Here is a 26,063-nt window from a genome sequence, read left to right on the forward strand (position 1 = left end):
ATGAGTGAAACCACCCACCGCGTCACCATCAACGGCCTCCAGGCCAACGCCGGCCGAGCAGTTCGCGAACGCATCCGGGCCGATGGCGAGGGTGACATCGCACGCCCGCTCTACCACACCAGTGTGCAGTGGACCGAGGGCTACCAGACCCTCACCAAGGTCAAGTCCGGTGCCGTGCTGCACGGCGACGAGCCCTGCGCCTACGGTGGCGCCGGCCTGGGCGCCACGCCCCAGGAACTGTTGCTGGCGGGTATCGGCAACTGCCTGGCGGCCACCTACATCGGCGGCCTGTCGGCATCCGGGGTCAAGGTCAACAGCCTGGTGCTGGACGTGAGCGGCCGCGTGGATTTCCGCGCCGCATTTGGCGTGACCAGCGGCAACCCGGGCTTTGAAAGCATCCAGGTGCAGGTGTCGATCGATACCGAGGAATCACCCGAGCGCGTGGACGCATTGCTGGCCAAGCTGCTGCCGACCGCGCCGATCCCCGACACCATCATGCGTCCCGTGCCCCTGACGGTGGAGGTGCAACACACCGGCGGCGCCACCCATGGCTGACAACGCGCACAGGGTACTGGTGGTGGGTGGCGGGCCGGCGGGGCTGTCCTGCGCCTACGAGCTGGTACGCGCCGGCCTGCGCCCGCTGGTGCTGGAGCGCACGCAGGCCGTGGGCGACGTGTGGCGCAACCACTATGACGGCCTGCGCCTGAACACCGGGCGCTGGTTTTCCGGGTTGCCGGGCGGGCGCTTTCCATGGGCGGCAGGCCGCTGGCCGAGCCGCGATGACCTGGCCCGGGTGCTGGCGTCACTGCCGGCCCGGGGCGGCTTCGAGGTGCTGACCGGGTGCGACGTGGAATCGGTCGGCTACCTTCAGGCGCAATCGATGTGGCAGGTGCGCTGTCGTGATGGCCGCGAGTGGCGCGCACCGGCGCTGGTGGTCGCCACCGGTACCTCGTGCGTACCGTCGATCCCGCAGTGGCCGGGGGCACAGCGCTTTGCCGGGCAGATCGTGCATGCTGCGCACTTCGGCAATGCACGTGCCTACGCCGGCAAGCACGTGGTGGTGGTCGGCAGCGGCAATTCGTCCTGCGAGATAGCCAGCCGCCTGGTGCCCCATGCCGCGTCGGTCACGCTGTCGGTGCGGCGCGCGCCGCACTTTCTGCCCAAGAGCCTGTTCGGCGTGCCGCTGGCGGCACTGGGTACGCTGATCCGTCGGCTGCCGCCCCGCGCGAGCGACGCGGTGCTGAGCTGGTTGTCGCGGCGCTGGGTCGGCGACCTGTCGGCCTACGGCCTGCCACCACCGGCACAGGGCGTGTCCGGGCTGGGCAGTGTCACGCCGACGCTGTTCATGCCGGTGATCGACGACCTGAAACAGCGCCGCATCAAGGTGGTCGGCCCGCTGCTGGAACTGAACGAGCAAGGCGCCTTGGCCCACACCGGCATCGACCGCACCGAGCGCTGCACGCTGCGCATGGACGTGATCGTTGCGGGCACCGGCTACACCACCGGCCTGGAGGCGCTGATCCAGTACCCCGAGGCGCTCACGGCAGACGGCAAGCCGACCGTGGATGACGACGGCCAGTCGAGCGTTGCGCGGGGCCTGTTCTTCATCGGTTACCGCAACCCCTTGAGCGGGCAACTGCGCGAAATCGGCCTGCAGGCGCCTGGCGTGGCAAGGGCGGTCAAGGACTATCTCGACGCCACGCAACTGGCGCCTTGCACCGGCTCGGCGAAGGTTTCCCTGTAGGCGTAAAGCCCCGGGGTGCCACCGGTCATGATGAACAGCACGTTATCGCCGCGGCGATAGCGGCCCTGTCGCAGGTCGGCCAGCAGCCCGGCGAAGGCCTTGCCCGAGTACACCGGGTCCACCAGCACACCTTCGCAGCGCGCCATCAGGCGCACCGCTTCGAGCATGGCCTGGGTCGGCAGCCCGTAGCCTTCGCCCAACTGGCTGCCATCGATGTTGATCGCACTCGCATCGAGGCTTGCAGCATGGCCCAGCAAGGCCAGCGCCTGGCGAGTCAACTGCAGGGTCGTGGCCGCCGCGGCCTGCTGGTCGGCCAGCACCGACCAGGACCTGACGCTCGCCGCACCCCGCCCCAGTACCTCGAACCCCGCCGCAAGCCCGGCATGGGTGCCGGCGCTGCCATTGGGAACCACGACCTCGTCGAATCGCACGCCCATCGCGGTTTCCTGCTGCACGATCTCTTCGGCGCAACGGGCGTAGCCCAGGCTGCCAAGCGGCGTGGAACCGCCGGTGGGAATGACCAGCACCTTGCGACCTGCCGCACGCAACTGCTGCGCGCGCGCCTCGGCCGCTGCCAGTGCATCGGCGCCCCTGTCCAGCACCTGCACCCTGGCCCCGAACAGCTGGTCGAGCAGCACATTGCCATTGAGCTCGTAATCGCGATCGGCCCTGGGCACCGCACGGCTGAGGATCAGTTCGCATTCAAGCCCCAGCCGGGCGCACACGGCGGCCGTCAACCGGGCGTGGTTGGACTGGATGCCGCCCACGGTGATCAGGGTGTCGACGCCGTTCTTCAGCGCCTCGCCCAGGTGGAACTCCAGTTTGCGCAGCTTGTTGCCGCCACCGCCGACAAGCATGTGGTCATCGCGCTTGAGGTACAGGCCGACACCCATGGCCGGCAGGCCCAGATGGTGCTCGATACGCTCGGCGCGTTGTATGCCGGTGGCGCCCTGCAGCAGATCGGCGCGCGCGAATGCGCCCAGCGCCTGGCTCAGTACATGTCGCATGGGATGACACCTCGTGCTCTGGTTCAATGCCACGGACTATAGGGATAAACTAAAGCGCAATAAACGCACGCCAGGTTAGCAATTGGCTCACTCAACATTAGTAATCATCACCTCTCGGATCACTCGATGAGCAAGCTCAGGCAGATGGAAGTATTTGTTGCCGTGGTCGAAGCCGGCAGCTTTGCCGGGGCGGCTGCCGCGCTGGGGATGTCGGCGGTGATGGTGGGGCGGCATGTCCAGAGCCTTGAGAAAACCCTGAACACCCGGCTGGTTCAACGCACCACACGCCGGCAGACCATAACCGGCGAAGGCCGCATCTTCTATGCCGAGGCCAGGACCGCCCTGGAGCAGGTCGCCTACGCCTACAACCGGGTAGAAGCCTCCAGCGACGCACCCAGTGGCCTGCTGCGGGTGACCGCGCCGATGACACTGGGGGTATCGCTGGTCGGCCCGCTGGTGACCGAGTTCATGCAGCGCTACCCGCAGGTTCAGGTCGAGCTGATCCTGAGCAACGAGGTGGTGGACCTCTACGAGAGTGCCTTCGACCTGGGCTTCAGGATCGCCGAGCTGGTTGACGCCAACCTGGTCTCGCAGCCCCTGCCGCCCTATCAGATGGTGATCTGCGCCGCCCCGAAATACCTCGAGAAGGCCGGCGAGCCGACAACACCGGAGGCGCTCCACGCCCACCGAATCCTCACCCACACCTCCTGGAACAACCGCTTTGCCTGGCCACTCAAGCAGGCTGGCAAGGAGGTGTTCTGGCCCGAGCAGGCGGTGCTTCGCAGCAACGATGGCCAGGTACTGCTGCAGGCCGCCATTGCCGGCAGCGGGATCCTGATGCAGCCGGACTTTCTGGTGGCCGCCGCGCTGGCGAACAAGGAGCTGGTGAGCATTCTGGGGGCGTATGTGCCGGCCCACAAACCGGTGCAGATGGTGTATCCACGCTCGAAGAAGTCACTGCCCAAGCTCACTGCCTTCGTCGCGTTCATCCAGGCGCGGCTCGGCTTGCCGAGCCAGCCCTGATCGCAGGGCCGGCGGGCCGTCAGGCCTGCGCCGCGTCGCGCACCTGCATCAGCGCGAAGCCCAGCAGGTTCAGGCCGCGCCAGCGGTCCGGCCGGTGGGCGTTCTGGTCATCCTGTGCCAGGCCGATCCCCCACACCCGGTCCACCGGGCTGGCCTCCACGATCACCCGCGTGCCGGTGCCCTGCAGGAAGGCCCCCAGTTCCGCGTTCTGGGAAAACTTGGCCTGGTTGGCCCGCACCACGATCGCGAAACGCTCCTGTGCCCACCGCGCCTCGTCGAACCCGCGCACCTGGCGTCCGAGTGCCTTGGCCGCATTGGGATCGGTCGCCTCGATAATCCGTGCCCGCGTCTGTTCATCACCAAACAGCGCCGCCTTCTCGGCCATCATGTAGTGCTCGGCCGACTGGTACGACTGCCCGTCCACCTCGAACGGCGCCACGTACCACTGGCTGAAACACGAGGCGGTGACACCCTTGCGGCTCACCTGATGGCCCCAGAAGAATACGAACTCGGGCCTTTCGCCGGCCAGGTAGCGGGACACCAGGTCCTCGAGCATCTGTGAATCGTTCACGCTGATTGCCTCTCCAATAACACCATTGCAACGGTCATCCGGCCGCAGCACCGAACGGTGCCTGCCGGCCAGGACGGTGATACTACCGCGTAATGCAGCACCCGCTCACAGCGCCTCCAGAAATGCCTTCAACGCCTTCAACTCCACCCGGTCCAGCCCCAGCGCCTCGAACTGTGCGGAGGTGACAGGAAACAGCGGATCGCCCTGCTGCCCAGCCTTCGGCACCGGCCGCGGCATGCCCACGTTGTAGAACGCCAGCACCTGATCGAGGCTGCTGGCGAAACCGTTGTGGAACCACGGGCCGGTGCGGCTCACCAGGCGCAGCGAAGGGGTGCGAAAACGCCCCACGTCCGCGGCCAGGCCGGTGACTTCATGGCGACCCAGGTCCTCGCGGCTGCGCCCGTAGAACGTCAGGCCGGCATTGTGAAAACGCTGGTCGCTCATTCCCGGCCCGAAGTGGCAGTTCATGCAGCGCGCCTTGGTGCGAAACAGGTGCAGCCCATGTAGCTGCTGGTCACTCAGCGCAGCAGTGCGGCCGCGCAGGAAGCGCTCGAACGGCGTGCGCTGCGCGACCCGCAACAGATCGCGCTGATAGGTCGCCAGGGCTGCGGCAATCTGCTCGGCACCCAGCGCCTGCCCGGGAAACGCCACGGCAAACAGCGCCGGGTAATCGGCGCTGGCGCGCAACCGGGCCACCAGTTCGTCGACGCTGAAGGCCATTTCCGCCGGATCGACGACCGGCATCAGCGCCTGGGTTTCCAGGCTGTCGGCGCGGCCATCCCAGAACAGCTGTGGGGCCAGGCCACTGGTGACCACGCTCGGCGCATTGCGCCGGCCTGGCGCACGCCCATGACCGAACGACACCCGGCGCCCATCGGCGAACGCCAGGTCCGGCTCGTGGCACGAGGCACAGGCGATCTGCCCCGACCGCGACAGGCGCGGGTCGAAGAACAGCATGCGCCCCAGCGCTGCCTTCTGTTCGGTGTAGGGGTTGTGCGCAGGCGAGGGTGCACGCTCGGGCAGTGGCCCCAGCTCCTGCCAGGCCACGCCGGCGTCCACCTGCGGCGCCGGCCAGTGTGCCGGCGGGCGGCTGTAGGCCTCGCGCAGGCAGGCCGCATCAGCCGATGCACACAGGGGTGCGTGGTGCTGCGCCCACAGGGCCGGGCTGGCCAGCATGAGTGCGATGCCAATCAGGAACAGGCGCATCTCAGAAGGTGTACCCCACTTCCAGCCAGTACTGGCGACCCACTTCATAGGTCGACACTGAATTGCTGTTGACCGTGGCGTTGGCATTGACCGACTTCTTGTCGAGCACGTTGAACACGTCGACGTTGACGAAGATGGCCTGGTCCCGTGCGGTGGGGATACGCCAGCCCAGACGCGTGTCCCAGGTCAGCGCCGCGTCGAATTTCTGCTCTTCCCACACATCCACCGAGTTGCCCCTGTAATCGACGTTGCGCCCGGTGTCGCCGATGCGCTTGTAGCCGGCCCGGTAGCGCCAGAAGTTGCTCCACTGCAGGTTGGCCTGGGGGATGTCGGTGATGGTGGTCAGGCGCGCCGTCCACGGTCGGTTGTAGTTGGTCGCCGGGCGGTCCTGGTAGTTGATGAAGCTGCCCTGGTACTGGATCACGTCGTTCTGGTAGTAGGTGTCGTCGGCCTGCACATAGCTGGGCGAGGAAGCCTTGCTGTCGGTCCAGTTCAGCGCCAGCTGGCCGCCGGTCTGCGTGCCCAGCAGCGTCCAGCGCTGCATCGGCGTCACGGTCAGGGTGTAGGTATCGGTCTCGCTCTTGCCGTCGTTGGTGTAGGTGGTGTAGTTGCTGGCCAGGTCAGGGTCGGTGGACGGCTGCCCCAGGGTGCGCCCGGACACCTGTACCACCTGGTCACGGCCCTTGCGGTTGACGTACTTGAGGCCGTACTCGATGCCGGCCCACTGCTGCACCACGCCCAGCATCAGCTCGTCGTCATAGGGGATGTCGAGCTGATTGAACAGCGTCTGGTTGCTGCCGTTGGACTTGGTCACCCAGGGTTTGTCGAGGCTCGCGCGGGTTTCGTTGAAGCGCAGGCGGTTGCGCCCGTCCTGCAACTGCCAGCTGGTGACGCTGCGGCCGTAGTAGCGGTTGGCACCGGCACTGAGCAAGGTGGTGCGGTCACCGAACACGTCGTACTCCAGGGAGAAGCGCGGTGCCCAGGTGGTCTTGTCCATGTAGTCGTCACTGTCCACGCGCACGCCGGGGCGCAGGGTCAGCTTGCCCAGGGTGATCTCGTCCTGCACCCAGCTGCCCCAGGTGGTGGTGGTGAAATCGAATTCGCCGGGGGCATAGCGGGTGCGGCTCTTCATGTACTGGCCGGCCCAGCCACTGACGGTCTCGCCCATGTTGCAGGCAACGGTATCGGTCACCCCCGCGCTGTTGGTACAGCTGTTGGTGGCGGCCGGGGCCACGTAGGTACTGCTGTCGGTGAGGCGCTCGTAGCGCACGTACTGGCGGGAGAACTCCAGGCCGGTCTGCGGGCGGTGAATGGCGCCCAGCCAGTCGAAGCTGCGCCAGTCGGCATTGAGCTTGTACTGCCAGGTGCGCTGCTGCTGTTCGATATCGCCCCAGCCCCCCTCCAGGGTGTTGGCGGTGGTCTTGCTGCCGATGCCCCAGTCCTTGGTGGTCGACTTGCGCCAGGTCCAGTAGTCGGCCGAGTCCGAGGTGCGGCTCTGTTCCTGGCGGCTCCAGGCCAGGGTCTGTTCGACGCGTGCCAGGTCGCCGTCCCACACGGTGCGCAGGTTCAACTGGGTACCGCCGACCTTGTTGTCATAGCCGGAGTTGGCGACGTTGGCCCGGAAGTAATGGCTCTCTTCGGGCGCGTGGGTCACGCTGGTCTCGACGGTGAGCCGGTCGCTGGCCTGCCACACCGACTTGAGGAAGTAGTTGTCGATGCGCCGCTCCTGCTTCTCCTTGTGATAGCCCATCTCTTCGACGTTGTTGTAGGAGTAGAGGCTCAGCGGAATGGTCGAGCGCTTCTGGCTGAAGTTGCCGATCAGGCCGAAGGTGTCGGTCAGGTGGCCTTGCAAGGTACCGCGCACGATGACCTTGTCGAACTCGGGCTGCTCGTCGGGCGAGCCGGAGTTCTCCATGCGCTGCTCTTCCGTCTCGTCGATGTGGTATTTGGTCCAGGCCGAGCGCGTGGTCTGTACCGAGAACTTGCCGTGCAGGGCCTTGGTCGGGGCGCGGGTCTGGGCGTCGATCACCCCACCGTTGAAGCCGCCATAGGCGGCCGGCACGTTGCTGTCCAGAACCGTGATGTTCTCCAGCAGGTCGGTGTCCAGCGCCAGGCCCTGGCTGCGCCCCGGCACCCTGTCCAGCAACTGCACGCGGTCTTCGGCCGGGTCGATGTCGTTGTTCATGTTGATGCCGTCGACCAGGAAGGCGTTCTGGTAGAACGCCGCGCCGTTGATGCTGATGTTGGCCGGGGCGATTTCTCCGGGTGTCTTGCTGCTGAGCTGGTTGTCGTCGAACTGAACGTTGGGGTGGCTGCGCAGCAGGCTGGTGATGTCGCCGTTGCCGGCCGGCATTGCCTCGATAAGCTCGCGATCGATATGGGTTTCACCCTGTGGCAGCAGCGCCCGTTCGCGGACCTTGGTGTTTTCCAGCTGGATCTGGTCGGCACGCGGACGCACCACCCGTTGCAGCAGCAGCGCGTCGTCGCCGATATGCACCCATTCCAGGTCGCTGCCCTTGAGCAGGATCGCCAGCGCCTGATCGGCGCTCAGCTCGCCACGCACCGGCGGGGCACTGAGGTTGCCCAGCAACTGGCTTTCGACACTGATCTGCAGGCCGGTCTGCTGCCCCAGCGCCATCAGCGCAGAGCCCAGCGGCTGGCGCGCGATATCGATGCTGTGGCGCGCCGGCTCGTCATCGGCCAGCACCGGCAACGACACTGCCAGCCCCACTGACAGCAACAGCAGGCGCGCACTGCGCCGACGACCCTGCAACGACTCTTGGGTGCGAATGGACATGCTCTGGTGAACTCCCCGTTCGGCGCGAACGATACGCGCCTGTAAATGAGAATCTGTACGATTAACTCAGCGGGGCAATAAACGAACGGCGATGGGGAATTTCCAGAACTTCGTGAATTTATTTTTTTTTCCCAGGCGGCGAAGCGCGCTCACGGATGACCGTGATGTACGGCCCCCATTGCGTCAGCTGCCCGCCCAGCGGGGCGATGGCCAGTTGCAGCGCGCTACCTGGCGACCGCAGGTTCAGCGACGCGGTGATGCGCCGCTGGCCCAGGGCACGGTCCTGCAGCAGCAACACGCCGGGGTAATAGGCACGCAGTTGCTCGATGACTTCGGCCAATGGACGGTCGTTGACCAGCAACTGCCATTGGCGCCATGCCGCAACCTGCTCCAGCTGCACCCGGCTGCGCTGCGCCGGGCCCTGGTTCAGCCCCACGCGCAGGCTGTCGCCCGCACCCAGCGCCGGCACTGCCAGTTCGCCGCGCCTATCACGCACCTGCACCGAGCCGCTCTGCACTGCTACCGACACCGCGCTGCGGCTCAAGTCCACATCGAACGCCGTGCCGGTGACGGTCACCTTCACGTCTTCGGCCTGCACCGTGAAGGGCCGCGCGGCGTCATGGCTGACCTCGAAGAATGCCTGGCCCTTGAGCAGCGTGACCGCACGCGCACCCGGCTCGAACGCCACGCGGATGGCGCTGTCGCTGCCCAGTTCGATGTGGCTGCCGTCGCTCAGGCGCACCTGCCGGTGATCGCCCGCCGTGCTGCTGTAGTCGGCCGGCGGTGCACGCCCCACCAGCAACAGCACACAGGCCGCCAGCGCGCTCGCCGCCAGCGCCCGGCGTGGCCAACTGCGCCGGCGGGCTGCCATGCGCGGTGCGGCGGGCACCTGATGCGCCGTTGGTGGCTCCAGCGGGTCGATGCCGGCGCTCAGCATCCAGACCTTTTGCACCTTGCGCCAGGCCGCCGCATGGCGTTCGTCAGCGGCCAGCCAGCGCGCATGGGCCTGGTGCAGCAGCGCGTTGTCCGGTTCGGCATTGCATTGCAGCAGCCAGTCCATGGCGGCCTGCCACACCGGGTCGTCCTTCAGCGAGCCGGGCGTTCGGCAAGACGGGGTGGTATCAGTCATCGGCCAGATGCTCCGCACAGTGGGTCAGTGCGTCACGCACCAGTTGGTGCGCCAGACTAGTCGAAATATTCAAGCGGGCGGCAATTTCCTGAAAAGTCATGTGCTGCAAGCGGTGCATGTGAAAGGCCTGCCGCGCCCGCTCCGGCAGCAGCGCCAGGGCGTCCTGCAGCACACGCAACTGATCGCGGTGCAGGGCCTGGTGCTCCGGCGACGGTGCGCTCGACGGCAGCTCATCGAGCCGTTCGCCGCCATCGGGCTGGCGGTTTTCCAGGGTCGTGCGGCGCAGCAGGTCGAACGACAGGTTGCGCACGATGCGGTACAGGTACCCCACCGGGTTGCCCAACTGCGCACCGGCGTCGGCCTGCCCGCAGAAACGCAGCCAGGCCTCCTGCACCACGTCCTCGGCCTGCGCACGGCAGCCGACGATGGGTGCCGAATAGTCGACCAGCGCAGCACGGTGGGAAAGGTACAACTGGAGTTTATCGCTGGGGCAGGACACGGCGACGACCATTGAAGGCAGGAGCGGGTTGGGAGGGCCGCTATTCTGCATTCAATTGCGAATGATTATCAACTGAAATATCAGACCTGCTACTGCGCCTTAAGCTGAGCTAGCCCGCCGCCACCGCGGGTTCATGCACTGTCACCCGGTTGCGCCCGCCGTGCTTGGACAGGTACAGCGCATGGTCGGCCCAGGCAATCAGTTCGGCGTGGCTGCTGGAGGGCTGGCTCAGATCGGCCACGCCCAGGCTGATGGTGAAACGGATGTCCTGCCCCTCATGGCTGACGCTCAGGCGTTCGACCGCCTTGCGCAGGCGCTCGGCAAAGATCAGCGCGCCGGCCTTGTCGGTGTCCGTCAGCACCACGCCGAACTCTTCGCCACCGTAACGGCCGGCCACGTCGCTGTCGCGGATCTGCTCGCGAACCACCCTGGCCACCTGGCGAATGACGGCATCGCCCGCCGGGTGGCCATAGGTGTCGTTGACCCGCTTGAAATGGTCGATGTCGAACATCACCAGGCTGGTGGCGTTGCCATAGCGCTGATTGCGCGCATGCGCCAGTTGCAGGCACTCCTCCCAATGCCCGCGGTTGTACAGGCCGGTCAGGCAATCGGTGCTGGACAGCTTCTGCAACTGAGCGTTGGCGGCCTGCAACTGGTGGCGGTTGGTGGCCACATCGGTCACGTCGTAGATCACCAGGCAGATCTGGCGGATCTCGCTGTCGGTGGAGCGCAACGGCAGCAGCGTGGTGTTCTGGTACATGAAGTCCACCTGGCCGGTGATCGGCTGGTAGTTCTTGAACCGCACCAGGTACGGGCGCTGCTCCCAGATGGTGAAAGCCGGGGTGCCCAGGGTCGCGACGCTGTCCACCTTGTGGCTGAACCATTGCCGGTCGACCTCGGGGAACAGGCTGAAGAAGCACTGGTTGTAGGCATCCCTGGGCTGCACCCCCGAGCGGTTTTCCATGAAGGTGTTCCACACCTGCACCCGATGTTCGCGGTCGAGCACCACCACGCCCACATCGATGCTCTGCACGATGCTCAGCAGCCAGTGAAATTCCTTCAGGTCGATAGGATCGCGCATGGGCTCAGTTCATCAGGTAGGCAAGTTTATGGGTCAAGCGCTCGATGGAGTCTTCGGTGAACAGCAACAGCAGGTCGAAACGGATATCGTGCCCTTCCAGGCTGTAGCTGATCTCGACCGCCAGGGTTTTCTGCCAGCGTTGGCCGTTGACCTGGATAAGCTCGTCGATGGTGCCGTGCTGCCCGAGGATCTGCGGGTGGCCCTGGGAGAACACCACGTCGATCTGCTCGGCAATGCTGCTCAGGCACGCACCGATCAATACGCTGGAGAAGTCCAGCAACAGCTCCATGTCGGAATACTCGATGCTCTGGTGGCGCATCAGCTTGGCCATGTCGGCGATTTCCGAATCGTGGAACATCAGCAGGGCCTCGCCGGCGATGCCGCTGCCGATGAAGCCCTGGCAGATTGCCGTGAGCCGCTGGCTGCTGCCCGCGTCGGCCAGCGCCATGTGCAACTCGCCCACCTCGAAGAGGTTGACGCTGGGCACCGGCAACTGCACGAACACGCCCAGCACCTTGGCGATCAGGGCCGCGGCGCGGCCGATGGCGACGTTGACCGTTTCGCTGAACACCTCGCGAAAGCCGATGACGGCAGTCGCCGCACCGGCCAGCGGTGTCGCCGAGCGCTCACCCAGCAGCCCCAACTGGGCCAGCAGGCGGCGCAGCTCGTCCTGGTCGAAGGGTTTTTTCAGAAACGCCAGCGCGCCCAGGTCCAGCACCCGGCGCACGGCCTCTTCCTGCACATCGCCCGAGATCACGATGACCTTGGGGCTCAGGCCTTCGTCACGCAGCGCAGCCAGCACCTGGTAGCCATCCATGGTGGGCATGGTCAGGTCCAGCAGCACCACCTGGCCCAGGCCGCGGCGTATGGCGTCCATGGCCTGGCGCCCGTCGCTGGCCTCGGTAACCGTTACCGGCCAGTTGGCGGGCAGCGCGCGCAGCACCTGCTTGCGGGCCACCATGGAGTCATCGCACACCAGCAAGGACATCGTTGACACAGACGGGGCGCTCATCGAGTGAATATCAATATAAAAAGTAATGGCATCATGCCATGATCCGACGCCAGGTTCTACGTACCCGCGGCGTCAGCGGTGCTGAGCGAATCCACTTGCACATTCCCTGCCAGGCCATCGCGCAGCATCTGCACGAATGCCTCCCGCGCCGGATGTCGCCCCGCCCCCTCGTGCCAGTAGAACAGGTTGTCGACCGCCTTCAGGTCGGCGAACTCGTGCCCGATCCACCCTGCGCCCTGGCGGTACTGCTCGTAGATGCCGCGCGGCACCAGTGACACCCCGGTGCCGGCGCTGACGCAGCTGACTATCGCACCGTAGCTGCCGATGCCCACGATGGGCAGCTTGTGCCCCTGGGCCTGCAGCCAGTGCTCCAGTGCCGCCCGATACGGACAGCCTTCAGGCCACATGAACACGGCCTTGCCCACCAGGTCCGCGGCGCTGCGCAGCGGCCCCAGTGACGGTGCGCCGATCAGCAGCAGGTCTTCCTGGTACATCAGGGTGCGGCGCAGGTGCGGGCGCTCGACATCCACCGCCACGATCGCACCATCGAGGCGGTGGTTGAGCACATCGTCGAGCATCTGCGACCAGGTGCCGGTGCTCAGCTCCAGCGTCACCTCGGGATAGCGCGCATGGTACTGCGCCAGAAACCGCGGCAGGCGCCCGCTGGCCGAGGACTCGATGGCGCCGATGCGCAAGCGTCCGGATGGTTTGGCGGACGGCGCCAGCGCCTGCCTGGAGGCCTCGGCCAGGGCCAGCATCTGCGTGGCATAGGGCAAGAAGGTTTCCCCCGCCGGACTGATCACCAGCCCGCGCCCGCGGCGATGGAACAACGGCACGCCCAGCTCGGCCTCCAGCGCCTTGATCCGCGCCGTGATGTTGGACGGCACGTAGTGCAGCACCTCGGCCGCACGGGCAATGCTGCCGGTGTCGTGGACGGTCTTGAACATGCGGATCTGCATCAGCTCCATACATCACCCAAAGTGAACGATTGGCTCAGTATAAGTCGATTGTAGTGAGCAGTAGGCGTTCCGATACTGAGCGCACCCGCCCATCGGAAGTCCACCCCATGACCCGCCCCAGCTCACTGAAAATCGCCTGCGCCGTACTCTTCGTGCTGCTGTGCTGGGCCTACTCGCCCACCGGCATCCGCCTGGGCTTGCAGGGCTATGCGCCCACGCACCTGGCGCTGGCGCGCTTTATCGTGGCGTCGCTGTTCATGGCGGTCATCGCGCTGCTGCGCGGCATCACCCTGCCCCGGCTCAGGGACGTGCCCACCCTGCTGTTGCTTGGCCTGTTCGCGGTCAGCCTGCACCATGTGGCCATCAACTACGGCCAGCGCGGGGTCAGCGCCGGGGCGGCCAGTGTGCTGGCGCAGTCCACGCCGCTGTTCAGCCTGCTGATCGCGCACTGGGTGTTCAAGCAGGTGGCCGGGGCCTGGCATTGGGGCTGCCTGCTGCTGGGCATGGCCGGCGCGGTGATCGTGGTGGCCGGCGATCGCGGGCTCGGCCAGTTCGACCCGCACGGGTTGCTGATTCTGGTGGCGGCATTGTCGTGGAGCATCTATTTCGCCCTGCAGAAACACCACGGCCACCGCTACGACGCGCTGACCATCACCTGCTACACCGTATGGTCGGGCACTGCATTGCTGATGGTGTACCTGCCGGGGCTGCTCGACGACCTGGGCCACGCGCCGTCCCAGGCCAACACTGCGGTGCTGGTGCTGGGGGTATTCCCCAGCGCGCTGGCCTACCTGGCCTGGGCCTGGGTACTGCGCCACTGCGAGGTCACCCGGGTGACCCTGGCGCTGTACCTGATACCCGCCTTCGCCATGCTGATCGCCGCAGCGCTGCTGGGCGAGCGGCCCTCGGCTTCGGTGATGCTGGGCGGGCCGTTGGTGCTGATCAGCGTGCTGGCGCTGAACCTGAGGCCGCCTCGGCTGCCGGTTCAGCCGGGTCGCCAAACTTCACATTGAAGTAGTCGAGCAGGGTCTGGCCACGACGCAAGGTACTGCGCACCTCTTCGCTCTGCGCCAGCAGTTCGGCGCTGGGCCTGGCATGCTGTTCAGCCGGCAGCGGCGTCGACCACGCCTTCACTTCAGGAGGTATGCCCGCCTTGGGCCGGTTGTTGACCCAGTGCGAGATATGGCACGGCAAGGTCCAGCCGCCGAAGGCCTGCACAAACAGAAAGCCAAACCAGTGCTGCCACCACGGGAAGTTGTCGCGATAGCCCTGGCGGGCCATGTGGAAGAACGCCACGGTGCCCTCCTCGAACTCTTCATCGGGCGCTGGCGGCAGGCTCGCCGGGCCCTCTTCCATGTACACCCGGATCGCTTCCCATTCGGCAATCGCCGCGCCCAGGTGGCCGCTGGGCACGTTGATCCACAGCACATTGCCGGTGTCGGCCTGACGCAGGCAGAACATCAGGTTGAAGGCGGGCAGCACGGCGTACTCGGTGACGGTGCGCCCCGCGCTGACGCAGGCGATCACCGACTCCCACGGCACGAAGATCGGCGCCGCGCCCCGAGTGGGCACGAACGCCACCTCGCGGCGCTGGCGGTTGAAGCGTATCGGCGGGTGAATCGTCACCTCGCGCATCACCCGCCAGAACATCCCCGCATACAGCAACGACAGGCAGGCGATGAAGCCCCAGATGAACCCGTTGGCCATGAAGTCGGAGAAGGTGCTCCAGAACGGCTCCACATGGCGGCGTGCCCAGGAGCCGAGCAAGGCAGTGAGCATGAAGCAGGTAACCACGCCCATCACCGAGGCGATGCCGCAGCGCGCCATGAACTCGAAGTTGCCCTGGCCGATGGCAAAGTCCAGGTACACCTCGTTGGATTCGCGGTGCAGGTTGCGGCTGCTGTAGGCCGGCATGCCGGTGGGGATCGGCAGGGGCGAGAGGTAGACGATCTCGGTGCCGGCCACCCGCTCGAAGTCACCGGCGTGGGGCAGGCGTTCGTATTTGCTGTCGGTCATCGAGCTATTCCTCTTCCAGCGTCAATGGCCGCGCCATGTCTTTGATCCAGTGCCACAGGATGTAGAAGATGGGGCTTGCGCAGCAGACGCCGATCAACAGCAGCCCGACAGCATTGTTGAGCAACTGGCGCGGGTTGCACTCCAGGGGGCCGCTGTTGCCCTTGCCCATGCGCACACAGCCATGCTCCGGATAGGCCATGACATAGGCGCCCCAGGCAAACAGCGCGGCCAGCAGGGCGAACAGCAGCATCAGGCCCACCTCGGTATCGCGATTGCCCAGGCGCTCCCAGCGTTGCGCCAGCCGCAGGTTCAGCATGCGTCGACATCCTTGTTCATACAGGCTCCTATGAAAAACGGCGCACAGTATCACGCAAATAGTCGTCGAGCAGTTTTACATCGCCGTGGGGCCTGGGCAGTGCCGGGGCGGCTCCCCCTCGTGCCAGCTCGCTCTCGATGAACTGGTGCAGCAGTACGCGGCGAGGCCCGTAATCGGCTTCGCTGGCGATGCGTTTGACGCGAAGCAGCTCGTCCAGGTCGGCCAGCAGCAGCGGGTCGTGCAGGGTCGCCTCCACCAGTTGGGCGAACGCGGTGGGCGGCATGCCCAGGCCCTGTTCGATCCAGCGCACCGCCAGCAGCGGGCGCAATACGTAGAGGTACTTCTTCAGGCGCACCTCTTCGCCCTGCAGGTAGATGCGAAAGTTCTTGGTGGCCATCGACAGGTAGTGGTGAAACGCCGCCTGCGGCGAATGGAACTGTCTGGCCAGGCCGCGCAAGGCTTGCAGCGCCCCCGGCTCGGCGCGGTACACCAGCGGCGAGTCGAGCCATTCGAGCAGGGTCGGGTTGGCATTGCGCAGCAGGCGCAGGGTCTTGCGCAGCTCCCAGCCACTGATGTCGAGTTCGTCGGTGAGCGGGCGCTCGATCACGTCGCGTGGCTCGTCGATGCGCAGGTACCAATCCTGGCGGTGCACGTAGATGAAGCGCACGTCGAAGTCGCTGTCGGTGGAGGCAAAACCCCAGGCGCGGCTGCCGGATTCGCAGGCGTAGAGCACGCGCACGTCATGCTCGCGCTCGATGCGTTGCAGTTCTTCGAGTACCCAGCTGCGCATCGCACTGGGCAGGGGGTGACGGTCTTCCATGTTCATGTTCGAATCCTCGTTGTACCCCTTCGCCGGCAAGGCCGGCGAAGAGGCCGTCAGCCTTTCACACACACCACCTGACGCAACGTGTGCACCACTTCCACCAGCTCGCGCTGCGCCGCCATCACCGCATCGATGTCCTTGTAGGCCATCGGGATCTCGTCGATCACGTCCTTGTCCTTGCGGCACTCCACATGCGCGGTGGCGCGCACCTGGTCCTCAAGGGTGAAGGCCTGTTTGGCCCGGGTACGGCTCATGATCCGCCCGGCACCGTGGCTGCAGGAGCAGAACGATTCCTTGTTGCCCAGGCCGCGCACGATGAAACTCTTGGCGCCCATCGAGCCCGGAATGATCCCCAGCTGGCCCTTCTGCGCCGACACCGCGCCCTTGCGCGTCACCAGGATCTCCTGGCCGAAGTGCTGCTCTTTCTGCACGTAGTTGTGGTGGCAGTTGACCCCCTGCAGGTTGGCCTCGAACGGCTTGCGGATGACCTGGCGCGTGGCCTCGATCACCGCGTGCATCATCAGCGCACGGTTCTGCCGGGCAAAGTCCTGGGCCCACTCCACCGCCTGGACGTAGTCGTCGAAATGGCGGCTGCCTTCCTCGAAGTACGCCAGTTCCTTGTCCGGCAGGTTGGCGATGTGCTGGCGCATGTCGGCCTTGGCCAGCTCGATGAACAGGTTGCCGATGGCATTGCCCACGCCCCGCGAGCCGCTGTGCAGCATGAACCACACGCGGTCGGCCTCATCCAGGCACACCTCGATGAAGTGGTTGCCGCCGCCCAGGGTGCCCAGGTGCTGGCGATTGTTGGTCTTCTGCAGTTGCGGGTACTTGTCGGTGATCGCCTTGAAACGCCCGGCCAGGGCCGACCACGCCTGATCGGCGACGGTCGGTACGTGGTTCCACGCGCCCTGATCGCGCCGGCCGAAGGTCTTGCCGTGGGGCACTGCCTTCTCGATGGCGCTGCGCAGCCCTTGCAGGTTGTCGGGCAGGTCGGCCGCCACCAGCGAGGTGCGCGCCGCGATCATGCCGCAGCCGATGTCCACGCCCACCGCCGCCGGGATGATCGCGCCCAGGGTCGGGATCACGCTGCCAATGGTCGAGCCCTTGCCCACGTGCACATCGGGCATCACGGCCAGGTGCTTGAAGATGAACGGCAGGCGCGCGGTGTTCATCAGTTGCTGGCGTGCGTCCTCGTCCACCGGCACGCCCTGGGTCCAGAGCTTGATCGGTTTGCCGTTGGCCACTTCGAGGATGTTCATGTGTTTCATCTCAATTGTCCTTGTAGCCCGCCAGGCCCGAAGGCCTGGCAGGTGTCATGCGGTTTTCAGGCTGACCAGCCCATTCAACACCTGATCCAGCCCGCCGAATACCGAAATCCGGTCGATGCGCTCGGCCACCCGCTCCAGGGTTTCCAGCTCCTTCAGGCGCAGGGCCGTCGGGTTGTCTTCCATGACCTTGGCGGTGTTGAGCAGCGAACGGGTCGCCGAGGTTTCCTCGCGGCGCCGGATCACGTTGGCCTGGGCCGCCTTCTCAGCCTCCACCACCTGCGCCAGCAGGGTCTTCATTTCACCCGGCAGGATGATGTCGCGCACGCCCAGGCCGCTGACCTCGATGCCGCTGCCCACCAGTTTCTCGGCCAGGTACTGGCTGACGGTGTCGTCGATCAGTTGCTTGTTCTCCAGCAGCTCGTCGAGGGTACGCGTGCCCACGGCCGCACGCAGGCCGAACTGCACCTCGCGGTACAGGTGTTCCAGCGGTTTGCTGAGGCTGGCGAAAGCCATCAGCACGTCGCTGTAGCGCCAGTTGGCCGCCAGGTTCAGGCGCAGGCTGACCTTGTCGCGGGTGAGGATCTCCTGGCCGCTGACCTCCAGCGACTGGATGCGCATGTCCACCATATCGACGCTCACCTGGCGGTTGAAGCGCCAGAAGCCGTACTGACCGGCCGGCAGCAGCTCGACCACCGCGCCATCGACCTTGAGCACGCCCACATGGAAGGCCGGCACCGGCGCCAGCAGCACCGCATCCAGCCCGGCCAGGGTGCGACCGCGCAGCTTGGGCTGGCCGAGCTGGCCGAGCAGGGTCGGCTCCAGGCGATAGCTGTGGGTCAGGTCGATGCGCTGCAGGGTCTGCGCGCTCTGGCCCTTCCAGTACAACTGGCGGCTGCCCGGTGGCAGCAGTTCCGCCAGTGCGCCATCCTCGAAACGCAGGCCCACTTCGTGTTCGGCCAGGTCCATGCGCTCGAAGTACTGATCCACCACCGCCGGCTCGCTCTGGCGCAGGTAGCCGGCCAGGCGGTGCTCGAAGCGCGGGGTGTTGAGGCTGAAGGTTTCCACCGTCAGCCGGTTATGCAGGTCAAAGCGCTGATGCACGCCCGGTTCCAGGATCGACACGAAGTCGCCCTCGCAGAACAGCAGGCCGCGTTCGTTCTTTTTCACGATGAAGCGCTTGAGCAGTTTCATTCTGTATTTCCCTTTCAATGAATTCCGTGGTGCCGGTGCGGCCGGTACGCCGAGCGCTGCAGGTGGGGCCCGGGGGGAGGTGCACGCGCCGGGACATCAGAGTCCTTTGCCGACCGAGTCCTTCGGTCCGACGTTGCGCCTTGCCCCGGGCCCGGCCAGCAGGCCGGGCGTACCAGCGGTGGCGGGGGCGTCCTTCGCGACAGTCAGCCATCCTGGCTGCAAGTGCGTTGCCCTCGCCTCACCGGCGGGTGTTACGGGTACAGCTACCGTGGAGGGTATGTAACGAGTTCTAGGCTCGTTGGCGGCCCCATCCGGGGTTGCGCCAGCGACCGGTCGTTGCGGCGGCGGCATGCACGACACCAACACCAGAGGTGGGCTCGTGCACCGGTGGGGTTGTGAACCCCGACCCGTTGGCCTGCTTGGCGATGCGGTCGAAAGAGTTATTGCGAGGGGCGTGCCAGGTTTCGTAAAAGCGCTAGAATTTATTTTCAACTAATTGATTTATAAGTGTTTTATTTTAATCTTCGCTAAATCAATCTGCGCACTTGGCAAATGCTTGAGGGCTTTTATGTATACTTTTATCTCTTCATTTATCCAAAAAGATAAACAGCATGCACAAGCGCAGCGTTGCCATCGGCTTCATCGGCACCACCCTCGACCGCAACGGAAAGGGTGCCGCGCGCTGGAACAAGTGGCGGCCCACCGTCGCGCTGTGCCAGCAGCCGGATCTTTCGATCGACCGCCTGGAGCTGATTCACGGCAAGAGCGAACGTGATCTGGGCCTGGCCGAGCGCCTGCGCGAGGATGTACTCAGCGTGTCGCCCCACACCGAGGTGCGCCTGCACCGCTTGGCACTGCACAACCCGTGGGATTTCGAAGAGATGTACGGCGCGTTGCATGACTTCGCCAGCAGCTACCACTTCGACACCGAGCACGAGGACTACCTGGTGCACATCACCACCGGCACCCACGTTGCGCAGATCTGCTGGTTTCTGCTGACCGAGGCGCGCTACCTGCCGGCGCGACTGGTACAGACCTCGCCGGCGCGCGGCAAGGAAGAAGAGCGTGACCCGGCCGGCACCAGCACGCTGATCGACCTCGACCTGTCGCGCTATGACCACATCGCTTCGCGCTTTCAGCGCGAGCAGGCGCACAGCCTGGCGTTTCTCAAGGCCGGCATCGCCACGCGCAACGTGGCGTTCAACCACTCCATCGAGCAGATCGAGCGCGTCGCCCTGCGCTCAACCGCCCCGATGCTGCTGGTGGGGCCGACCGGTGCCGGCAAGTCGTTCCTGGCCCGGCGCATCCATGAACTCAAGCGCACGCGCCACCAGCTGGAGGGCCGCTTCGTCGAAGTGAACTGCGCCACGCTGCGCGGCGACGGCGCCATGTCGAGCCTGTTCGGGCATATCAAGGGCGCCTTCACGGGTGCACAGAACGCCCGCGACGGCCTGCTGCGCGCCGCCGACGGCGGCATGCTGTTTCTCGACGAAATCGGCGAACTGGGCGCCGACGAACAGGCCATGCTGCTCAAGGCCATCGAAGAGAAGCGCTTCTTCCCGATGGGCGCAGACAACGAGGTGCAAAGCGACTTCCAACTGATCGCCGGCACCCACCGTGACCTGCGCAAGCAGGTGGCCGAAGGGCTGTTTCGCGAAGACCTGTATGCGCGCATCAACCTGTGGACCTTCGAACTGCCGGGGCTGGCCGGGCGGCGCGAAGACATCGAGCCGAACATCGATTTCGAACTGCAGCGCCACGCCCGCGAACAGGGCCGCAACGTGCGCTTCAACCTTGAAGCCAAGCGCCAGTACCTGGCGTTCGCCCATTCACCGCAAGCACGCTGGGCCGGCAACTTTCGCGAGCTGTCGGCCTCGATCACGCGCATGGCGACCCTGGCCGACAGCGGACGCATCGACGAGCCCCTGGTCAGCGAAGAGATCACCCGGCTGCAACGGGCCTGGGGGGTTGCGGCGCCCACCGAGCCGTTGCTTGAAGGGCGTGAGCTGGACCTGTTCGACCGCCTGCAACTGGAGGCCGTGCTGCGGGTGTGTCGCGATGCCCGCTCGCTGTCCGACGCAGGGCGCCAGCTGTTTGCGGTATCGCGCCAGGACAAGGAAAAACCCAACGATGCCGACCGCCTGCGCAAATACCTGGCGCGCTTCGAACTGGACTGGAACCAGCTGCGCAGCTGAGCTGCCATGCTAGAATCCGCGCCCCGGCCGTATTGGCCGGCACACTTTCCCTTCCACCGAAAAAGGACTCTCGGTCTTGTCGTTCATGACATCTCCTCGTCTGCACTTTGCCACCCTCAGCCTGTTCACCGCCCTGAGCCTTACCGCCACCGCCAGCTTCGCCGACGAAGACGAGGCCGTTGCCAAGGGCCGCTGGCAGGGCCTGGCCGGCATGGCCAACCTCTACCTGAACGATGCCGACGCACAGGAATTCATCGATGCCGGCGACAAGGAGAAAAGCGAGCACGACAACATGGCTGGCGCCCTGGCCTATTACCTGACGGCCGCACGCCTGGACCCGAAGAACGCCTATGCGTCCTACCAGGCCGGCGCCGCCCTGGCCTCGATGGAGAAGTTCGATCTGGCTGGCGACCTGCTCGACCAGGCCCGCGAGCGCGGTTTCTGGCAGGCCGTGATCCTGCGTGACGACGACGAGCTGGAGGGCATGAAGGACGCACCGGCCTACAAGAAACTGCTGCAGAGCGCCGAGGCCAACTACGCCAAACAGGCCAAGGATGCCGGTGCGGCGGCGTTCAGCATCCCCGAAGGCAAGGCCCCGGCCGGCGGCTGGCCGGTGGTGGTGTGGTTGTCCGGCTACGGCACCGAAGGCAGCAAGGGCATTCGCATGCGTGAAGAGCTGGTGGGCGAACGCGCCGTACTGGTGGGCGTGAACGGCACGCTCAAGCGCGACGAGGGCCAGTTCATGTGGCAGCAACACTCGGTCGAGCCGACCGAGAAAGCCGTGGCGGCCGCGCTCAAGGCCCTGGAAAAGCAGACCCGCATCGACCGCTCGAACGTGGCGCTGATCGGCTTTTCCCAGGGCGCCGAACATGCGGCGCACCTGATCGCCGAATACCCGCAGCATTACAGCGGCGCGGTACTGCTGTCGCCGGGCGGCTTTCGCATTCCATTCGCCGTGCAGAAGGCCAAGGACAAGCGCATCGTGATCGTGCACGGCGCCAAGGAGCATTCGAGCAACCTGGAACTGACCGCAACCACGCAAAAGGCGTTCGAAGGCAGCAACCCGGTGCAAAGCCACGAACACCCGGCCGGGCACACCTTCCAGGATGACTGGGAAACGGCGTATCGCGGGTACCTCGATTACGCGTTGGGGCTGACCCCGGCGGGCTGACTACAGCGCGGCTTTCGCCAGCAAGGCTGGCTCCTGCAGGGTTGGGATAAACGGCAGGAGTCAGCCATGCTGACGAAGAACCCTTCGAGATCTGTCCAAAAGTCCTACAGCAGGCCCCAAAAAACCATTCTATGCTTGCACCTGAGTTCGACGCCCCTGTGGCTCGAAGCTGGGGGGCTGTTATCGATGCACCGGGGCGCCGCAAGCCAATCCCGACACCGATACAGCCCCTCTTTTTTTTGCCTCAACGCAGCCCCAACTGCCCCCGCAGGTAGTCATACAGCCCCGACGCACTCTTGCGATAGCCATCAGCTGTCAGGTGCACCAGGTCGCCTCGCGCCAGCCCCTCTGCCTGCCACCGCGCAATCGAGCACTCCCCGCCCATGTAGGCCTGCCAGTCCCAGAACAGCACGTTGGCCTGGCGTGCCACCTGGCGCTGGATCTGCACCACCTGCGGCAACGACTGCGGGCGCCGCGTCGCGCAGGTGCGCGCGCCACGCTGCTTGATCGAGTCCGAAGGCCCCACCAGCAGGATCACCGCCCGTGGCTGCACCCGCTTGAGCTGGGCCACGGTACGGCGCAACTGGTCACGGTACTTGGCCATGTCCAGGGTGTTGTCGAACGCCTCGTTGGTGCCATAGGCCAGAATGATCAGGTCCGGGCGCAGGGCCTTGAGGTTTTCCTGCCAGCCAGCCTGCCATTTGTCCTGCACCTCCAGCCGCGCACCATTGATGCCCAGGGCCGAATAGGTCACCCCGGCGTTCTTCTGGCCCTGGATGTACCAGCCACCCAGCACCGTGCCCGGGTGGGCATTCAGGCTCATGTCCACCGGCAGGCTGATGCTGTTGAGCGGCGGGCTGAAGCGCCACTGCCCGTTGCTTGCGGCCAGCATCACGCGGCGCGCCGCGTTCTGCCCGCCACGGGCGGTAAGGCTGCTGTTCTCCCGCGCCTGGTACAGGGCCGAGATACGGTAGCGCTGGGCACTGGGTTCGCGCGCCTCCAGGCGCACGCTCGGGTTTGCTGCCAGCGGTACCGACAGGTAGCCCCCCAGCGGGAACTGGGTGCTTTGCTGGTTGCGCGCCGACACCAGCTCCCACTGGCGCCTGGCCGTCTTGAGGATCAGGTTGTCGTAGCGCGTGCCAGGTACCGGTGTCGCCGCCACAAAGCCTATGCCGCCATCGCCGTACTGCGACTGCAGCAGGCGACGCATCTCGCCGCTGAACAGGTCGGCGGCAGTGTGCGAATCTCCAAATTGCACGATATTGACCGGTGTGCGACTGGAGGTGCGCAGCTTGCCGGCCAGCACCGCAAGGTTGCCGTCACGGCTGCCGGTCGCCTTCTGCTGCACGGCGAGGGGGCGCGCGGCCGGCGCGTTGACCGCCGCCACCGGGCTGCAGCCCGGCAGCGCGCAGATCAGCGCCGCCAGCACCAGGATGTTGTGCGCTCGGCGCATGCTCAGTGTCCCGTTACGGTCAGGCCCGGGAAGGCGATCATCGACAGTACCTGCTCGGCGATCAGCTTCTGGCCCGTGGTGGTGAAGTGGATGCCGTCGTCGACACGGGTCTTGACCCGTTTGCCCTGGCTGTTCTGCAGGGTATAGGAGAACTCGTCGGCCTGGTAACCGAGCACGCCGTTGGCCGACACGTAATGCTGCTGGTACAGCTGCGCCTGGCTTTCATACAGCCCGCTGAGATAGGCCATGGCCGTCGACAACCTGGGCTTTTGCATGTTGGGCGGGCCGACCCAGATCACCTGCACATTGTGAGCGCGGGCCTCGTCCAGGATCCGGTCGATGCGCTTGCGGTACAGCGCCTCCCACTCAGGCGATTTGAAACGCAGGAACGGCTTGCCCTTGGACTCGGGCATGTCCCATGGGTCGTTCGGGCCCAGGAACACCACCATCAGGCGGATGTTGGGGTGATTCTGCAGCGTGTCGGACACCGTCTGCGGCCAGTTGAAAAAACCGGGGTACGCCAGGCCCGTGCTCTGGCGGCTGAGGTTGACGCTCTTGATCTGGTAGCGCTTGAGCAAGGTGTTGGCCAGGTGCGGCGCCACGCCCTGCATCAGCGAGTCGCCCACCAGGAACACTTCGTCGCCAGCCGCCAGGCTCACGGCCTTGGGCGGCTGCCCCGGCACCAGCGGTTGCGCCGCCACCTTGACCGGTTGCGCGGCGGGCGCCTGCGCCACAACCGGCGGCACTGTCGCTGGCTGCACTGCAGGGGGCCTGGCCGCAGGTGTCGGCGCCACCACCGGTACCTTGGCAGGCGCCGGCGCCTTGGCATGCGGCTGCGCCAGGTCGACCAGCACCACCGGCATACTGGGCGGCAGCTCGACCGTCGGCACGCCCTCGGCCTGGGCCAGCAGGGTCTGGCGCTCCAGGCTGTCGATGAAGCTGCTGCGCGCATCCCCCAGGGCCTGGGTCAGGTTGCCGCCCAGGCGCCACGCCTGGCTCTGCCCTACCCAGGGCAGCTCGCAGCTCTGGTGGTACTTCTGCTGGCAGTACAGGCTGATGGAGTTCTGGTTCAGCCAGAACAGCAGCAAGGTGGTGACCAAGATCGCGTACAGCACCTTGGCCGCGCCCATTTGCGTCTTGAACAGCTGACCGGTACTAGAAGCTTGCATAGATGAACCCCGGCACGCCCGATTGCGAAGCGAAGATGACCAACGACACGAACAGCCCCAGCGGGATCGGGTAGAGCTGCCAGGGCAGCCGGCTGCTGGCGGCAAAACCCTGGCGCAGCAGCGCCAGCACCTGCGGGTACACCGCGATGTACAGCACGCAGCCCAGCAACAGCAGGCCGGTGGGGCTCAACAGCCCGCCCAGGCTCAGGCCGGCGATGCCGCCGAGCATGTCCAGCGCATCATCCAGGCTCGCGCAGCGAAAGAAGATCCAGGCGAAGGCGACGTAGTGGAAGGTCAGCAGGCGCGCCAGCACATCCGCGCCCGGCCAGCGCATCGGTTGTGGCAGCACGTAGGTTGAGGCCTTGTACAGCGCCAGCCCCACGCCGTGCAGCGCACCCCAGATGATGAAGTTGAGGCTCGCGCCGTGCCACAGGCCGGAAACCAGCATCGCCAGCAGCATGTTCAGGTTGCCGCGCCACACGCCCTGGCGGTTGCCGCCCAGCGGGATGTACACGTAGTCGCGAATGAAGGTCGACAGGCTGATGTGCCAGCGCCCCCAGAACTCCTTGAGGTTGCGGGCCGCGTAGGGCGCATTGAAGTTGGCCGGCAGGCGAAAGCCCAGCAGCAGCGCCACGCCGGTCACCAGGTTGGTGTAGCCGCTGAAGTTCAGGTAGATCAGCAGGCTGTAACCGTACACGCTCAGCAGCAGTTGCTCGGCGCTGAAGCCGCTTGGGGTCTCGAACACCGGGTCGACCCACTCGCTGCCCAGCCAGGCACTGAAGAAGAACAGCTTGACCACCGCCAGCGCAATCAGCCCCAGCGCCCGTTGCGGCTCCAGCACCTGGCGGATCTGCGCCGGGCGAATCTGCGGCAGCATGTGCGCGGCGCGGTTGACCGGGCCGGCCACCAGGCTGGGAAAGAAGGCCAGGTACAGGGCCAGGTCCAGCGGCGCGGCCGGGGCCATTTCACCGCGGTTGATCGACACCAGGTAGCTGACCGAATGGAAGGTGTAGAACGACAGCCCGATCGGCAGCAGCACCTCCAGCACCGGCAGCGAGACGTCCAGGCCCAGGTCGGCCAGCGCGGCCTGCACGCCCCCCACGAAGAATTCCTGGTACTTGAAGACATAGAAGCAGCCCAGCACCAGCAGCAACACCATCAGGTAGGTGAAGCGCCGTCCGGGATATCGCGCGCTGAACAGCCCCAGCAGGTAGACCAGCAGGGTGTAGCCGAGCAGGATGTACAGCGAATCGAGGCTGAAGCTTGCGACCAGCGCATAGCTGCCCGCCAGCAGCAGGACGTTCTGCAGGCGAACGCTCCAGCAAAGGCTCCAGTAGACCGCGAAAAACAGAGTGAAGCAGAGGCCGAACTCGATCGAAAGAAAGCTCACAACGTAGTCCATTACGCGACATGGAAGGGGGGACCCTGACCCG

The 26,063-nt window shown here is 65.8% G+C and carries 23 protein-coding genes; 6 read left to right on the forward strand and 17 right to left on the reverse strand.

All coding sequences use genetic code 11. From position 1 onward, the window contains the following. Nucleotides 1–555 (forward strand): OsmC family protein, encoded by a 555-nt coding sequence (locus KH389_RS23840; protein ID WP_043863935.1) that lies wholly within the window; start codon nt 1–3, stop codon nt 553–555. Next, nucleotides 548–1,744, forward strand: coding sequence for a flavin-containing monooxygenase (locus KH389_RS23845; protein WP_213606385.1), 1,197 nt, complete (start codon nt 548–550; stop codon nt 1,742–1,744). Before KH389_RS23840 ends, KH389_RS23845 begins: the two co-directional genes overlap by 8 nt. Here KH389_RS23845 and KH389_RS23850 read toward each other — a convergent pair. Next, entirely contained in the window at nt 1,687–2,751 is a 1,065-nt protein-coding gene (locus KH389_RS23850) for a D-cysteine desulfhydrase family protein (protein WP_116052311.1), read from the reverse strand. The genes KH389_RS23845 and KH389_RS23850 overlap by 58 nt on opposite strands. A gap of 126 nt (nt 2,752–2,877) precedes the next feature. On the opposite strand from KH389_RS23850, the gene KH389_RS23855 reads away from it, so the two are divergent. Further along, the gene (locus tag KH389_RS23855; protein WP_054916410.1) at nt 2,878–3,774 is read left to right on the forward strand and encodes a LysR substrate-binding domain-containing protein; all 897 of its coding nucleotides are present in this window, start codon (nt 2,878–2,880) and stop codon (nt 3,772–3,774) included. Between the two features lie 19 nt (nt 3,775–3,793). On the opposite strand, the gene KH389_RS23860 is transcribed toward KH389_RS23855, so the two are convergent. From KH389_RS23860 to KH389_RS23895, 8 genes are all read right to left on the reverse strand, one after another. Then, on the reverse strand, nt 3,794–4,345 hold the full coding sequence (locus tag KH389_RS23860) for an NADAR family protein (protein WP_054916411.1): 552 nt from the start codon (nt 4,343–4,345) through the stop codon (nt 3,794–3,796). Nucleotides 4,346–4,450: 105 nt separating this feature from the next. Next, nucleotides 4,451–5,551, reverse strand: a complete 1,101-nt coding sequence (locus KH389_RS23865) for a cytochrome-c peroxidase (protein ID WP_213606386.1) — start codon at nt 5,549–5,551, stop codon at nt 4,451–4,453. Nucleotide 5,552: 1 nt separating this feature from the next. Next, on the reverse strand, nt 5,553–8,348 hold the full coding sequence (locus tag KH389_RS23870) for a TonB-dependent receptor (protein ID WP_213606387.1): 2,796 nt from the start codon (nt 8,346–8,348) through the stop codon (nt 5,553–5,555). A gap of 118 nt (nt 8,349–8,466) precedes the next feature. Continuing rightward, complete coding sequence (locus KH389_RS23875; protein WP_244988658.1) at nt 8,467–9,477, reverse strand: FecR family protein; 1,011 nt, start codon at nt 9,475–9,477, stop codon at nt 8,467–8,469. Further along, entirely contained in the window at nt 9,470–9,988 is a 519-nt protein-coding gene (locus tag KH389_RS23880) for a sigma-70 family RNA polymerase sigma factor (protein WP_043861871.1), read from the reverse strand. Before KH389_RS23880 ends, KH389_RS23875 begins: the two co-directional genes overlap by 8 nt. Nucleotides 9,989–10,085: 97 nt before the next feature. Then, nucleotides 10,086–11,057 carry a sensor domain-containing diguanylate cyclase gene (locus tag KH389_RS23885; protein ID WP_213606388.1) on the reverse strand — a complete coding sequence of 324 codons (972 nt, stop codon included), beginning with the start codon at nt 11,055–11,057 and terminating at the stop codon, nt 10,086–10,088. 4 nt (nt 11,058–11,061) lie between these two features. Beyond that, nucleotides 11,062–12,069: a response regulator gene (locus KH389_RS23890; protein ID WP_043861873.1), complete on the reverse strand. Its 1,008-nt coding sequence runs from the start codon at nt 12,067–12,069 to the stop codon at nt 11,062–11,064. A 56-nt stretch (nt 12,070–12,125) separates the two neighbouring features. Next, complete coding sequence (locus tag KH389_RS23895) at nt 12,126–13,037, reverse strand: LysR family transcriptional regulator (RefSeq protein WP_054916414.1); 912 nt, start codon at nt 13,035–13,037, stop codon at nt 12,126–12,128. Between the two features lie 98 nt (nt 13,038–13,135). Between KH389_RS23895 and KH389_RS23900 the strand changes: the two genes are divergently transcribed. Further along, nucleotides 13,136–14,041 (forward strand): DMT family transporter, encoded by a 906-nt coding sequence (locus KH389_RS23900; RefSeq protein ID WP_054916415.1) that lies wholly within the window; start codon nt 13,136–13,138, stop codon nt 14,039–14,041. Here KH389_RS23900 and KH389_RS27435 read toward each other — a convergent pair. From KH389_RS27435 to KH389_RS23925, 5 genes are read right to left on the reverse strand one after another with little or no spacing between them, the layout of a single operon-like run. Then, nucleotides 13,971–15,044 carry a DUF6708 domain-containing protein gene (locus KH389_RS27435; protein WP_058541910.1) on the reverse strand — a complete coding sequence of 358 codons (1,074 nt, stop codon included), beginning with the start codon at nt 15,042–15,044 and terminating at the stop codon, nt 13,971–13,973. The genes KH389_RS23900 and KH389_RS27435 overlap by 71 nt on opposite strands. Nucleotides 15,045–15,048: 4 nt before the next feature. Then, nucleotides 15,049–15,360, reverse strand: coding sequence for a hypothetical protein (locus KH389_RS23910; RefSeq protein WP_043861876.1), 312 nt, complete (start codon nt 15,358–15,360; stop codon nt 15,049–15,051). 28 nt (nt 15,361–15,388) lie between these two features. Then, nucleotides 15,389–16,186 (reverse strand): nucleotidyltransferase domain-containing protein, encoded by a 798-nt coding sequence (locus tag KH389_RS23915; RefSeq protein WP_043861877.1) that lies wholly within the window; start codon nt 16,184–16,186, stop codon nt 15,389–15,391. Nucleotides 16,187–16,236: 50 nt separating this feature from the next. Beyond that, entirely contained in the window at nt 16,237–17,451 is a 1,215-nt protein-coding gene (locus KH389_RS23920; protein WP_213606389.1) for an RtcB family protein, read from the reverse strand. 45 nt (nt 17,452–17,496) lie between these two features. Continuing rightward, nucleotides 17,497–18,642, reverse strand: a complete 1,146-nt coding sequence (locus KH389_RS23925) for a slipin family protein (protein WP_054916416.1) — start codon at nt 18,640–18,642, stop codon at nt 17,497–17,499. A gap of 611 nt (nt 18,643–19,253) precedes the next feature. On the opposite strand from KH389_RS23925, the gene rtcR reads away from it, so the two are divergent. After that, nucleotides 19,254–20,837, forward strand: a complete 1,584-nt coding sequence (rtcR, locus tag KH389_RS23930; protein ID WP_043861879.1) for an RNA repair transcriptional activator RtcR — start codon at nt 19,254–19,256, stop codon at nt 20,835–20,837. Between the two features lie 85 nt (nt 20,838–20,922). Further along, complete coding sequence (locus KH389_RS23935) at nt 20,923–22,008, forward strand: dienelactone hydrolase family protein (RefSeq protein ID WP_173925035.1); 1,086 nt, start codon at nt 20,923–20,925, stop codon at nt 22,006–22,008. A gap of 244 nt (nt 22,009–22,252) precedes the next feature. Here KH389_RS23935 and KH389_RS23940 read toward each other — a convergent pair whose 3' ends face one another. Genes KH389_RS23940 through KH389_RS23950 form a run of 3 tightly spaced genes read right to left on the reverse strand, consistent with a single transcriptional unit; the run spans nt 22,253 to nt 26,020 of the window. After that, nucleotides 22,253–23,461 carry an SGNH/GDSL hydrolase family protein gene (locus KH389_RS23940; protein ID WP_043861881.1) on the reverse strand — a complete coding sequence of 403 codons (1,209 nt, stop codon included), beginning with the start codon at nt 23,459–23,461 and terminating at the stop codon, nt 22,253–22,255. A gap of 2 nt (nt 23,462–23,463) precedes the next feature. Next, a complete protein-coding gene (locus KH389_RS23945) occupies nt 23,464–24,630 on the reverse strand; it encodes an SGNH/GDSL hydrolase family protein (protein ID WP_054916419.1) in 1,167 nt (388 codons plus the stop codon). Continuing rightward, nucleotides 24,617–26,020, reverse strand: a complete 1,404-nt coding sequence (locus KH389_RS23950) for an MBOAT family O-acyltransferase (RefSeq protein ID WP_244988659.1) — start codon at nt 26,018–26,020, stop codon at nt 24,617–24,619. The genes KH389_RS23945 and KH389_RS23950 overlap by 14 nt, the downstream gene beginning before the upstream one ends. Nucleotides 26,021–26,063 lie beyond the last annotated feature (43 nt).

The sequence above is a fragment of the Pseudomonas qingdaonensis genome (assembly GCF_018398475.1).
Lineage (GTDB): Bacteria > Pseudomonadota > Gammaproteobacteria > Pseudomonadales > Pseudomonadaceae > Aquipseudomonas > Aquipseudomonas palmensis.

What these genes read in the sequence shown, in the direction of transcription:
- KH389_RS23840 (WP_043863935.1), top strand. Translation starts at nt 1, where the DNA reads ATGAGTGAAACCACCCACCGCGTCACCATCAACGGCCTCCAGGCCAAC.
- KH389_RS23845 (WP_213606385.1), top strand. Translation starts at nt 548, where the DNA reads ATGGCTGACAACGCGCACAGGGTACTGGTGGTGGGTGGCGGGCCGGCG.
- KH389_RS23850 (WP_116052311.1), bottom strand. Translation starts at nt 2,751, where the DNA reads ATGCGACATGTACTGAGCCAGGCGCTGGGCGCATTCGCGCGCGCCGAT.
- KH389_RS23855 (WP_054916410.1), top strand. Translation starts at nt 2,878, where the DNA reads ATGAGCAAGCTCAGGCAGATGGAAGTATTTGTTGCCGTGGTCGAAGCC.
- KH389_RS23865 (WP_213606386.1), bottom strand. Translation starts at nt 5,551, where the DNA reads ATGCGCCTGTTCCTGATTGGCATCGCACTCATGCTGGCCAGCCCGGCC.
- KH389_RS23870 (WP_213606387.1), bottom strand. Translation starts at nt 8,348, where the DNA reads ATGTCCATTCGCACCCAAGAGTCGTTGCAGGGTCGTCGGCGCAGTGCG.
- KH389_RS23875 (WP_244988658.1), bottom strand. Translation starts at nt 9,477, where the DNA reads ATGACTGATACCACCCCGTCTTGCCGAACGCCCGGCTCGCTGAAGGAC.
- KH389_RS23880 (WP_043861871.1), bottom strand. Translation starts at nt 9,988, where the DNA reads ATGGTCGTCGCCGTGTCCTGCCCCAGCGATAAACTCCAGTTGTACCTT.
- KH389_RS23885 (WP_213606388.1), bottom strand. Translation starts at nt 11,057, where the DNA reads ATGCGCGATCCTATCGACCTGAAGGAATTTCACTGGCTGCTGAGCATC.
- KH389_RS23890 (WP_043861873.1), bottom strand. Translation starts at nt 12,069, where the DNA reads ATGAGCGCCCCGTCTGTGTCAACGATGTCCTTGCTGGTGTGCGATGAC.
- KH389_RS23895 (WP_054916414.1), bottom strand. Translation starts at nt 13,037, where the DNA reads ATGGAGCTGATGCAGATCCGCATGTTCAAGACCGTCCACGACACCGGC.
- KH389_RS23900 (WP_054916415.1), top strand. Translation starts at nt 13,136, where the DNA reads ATGACCCGCCCCAGCTCACTGAAAATCGCCTGCGCCGTACTCTTCGTG.
- KH389_RS27435 (WP_058541910.1), bottom strand. Translation starts at nt 15,044, where the DNA reads ATGACCGACAGCAAATACGAACGCCTGCCCCACGCCGGTGACTTCGAG.
- KH389_RS23910 (WP_043861876.1), bottom strand. Translation starts at nt 15,360, where the DNA reads ATGCTGAACCTGCGGCTGGCGCAACGCTGGGAGCGCCTGGGCAATCGC.
- KH389_RS23915 (WP_043861877.1), bottom strand. Translation starts at nt 16,186, where the DNA reads ATGAACATGGAAGACCGTCACCCCCTGCCCAGTGCGATGCGCAGCTGG.
- KH389_RS23920 (WP_213606389.1), bottom strand. Translation starts at nt 17,451, where the DNA reads ATGAAACACATGAACATCCTCGAAGTGGCCAACGGCAAACCGATCAAG.
- KH389_RS23925 (WP_054916416.1), bottom strand. Translation starts at nt 18,642, where the DNA reads ATGAAACTGCTCAAGCGCTTCATCGTGAAAAAGAACGAACGCGGCCTG.
- rtcR (WP_043861879.1), top strand. Translation starts at nt 19,254, where the DNA reads ATGCACAAGCGCAGCGTTGCCATCGGCTTCATCGGCACCACCCTCGAC.
- KH389_RS23935 (WP_173925035.1), top strand. Translation starts at nt 20,923, where the DNA reads ATGACATCTCCTCGTCTGCACTTTGCCACCCTCAGCCTGTTCACCGCC.
- KH389_RS23940 (WP_043861881.1), bottom strand. Translation starts at nt 23,461, where the DNA reads ATGCGCCGAGCGCACAACATCCTGGTGCTGGCGGCGCTGATCTGCGCG.
- KH389_RS23945 (WP_054916419.1), bottom strand. Translation starts at nt 24,630, where the DNA reads ATGCAAGCTTCTAGTACCGGTCAGCTGTTCAAGACGCAAATGGGCGCG.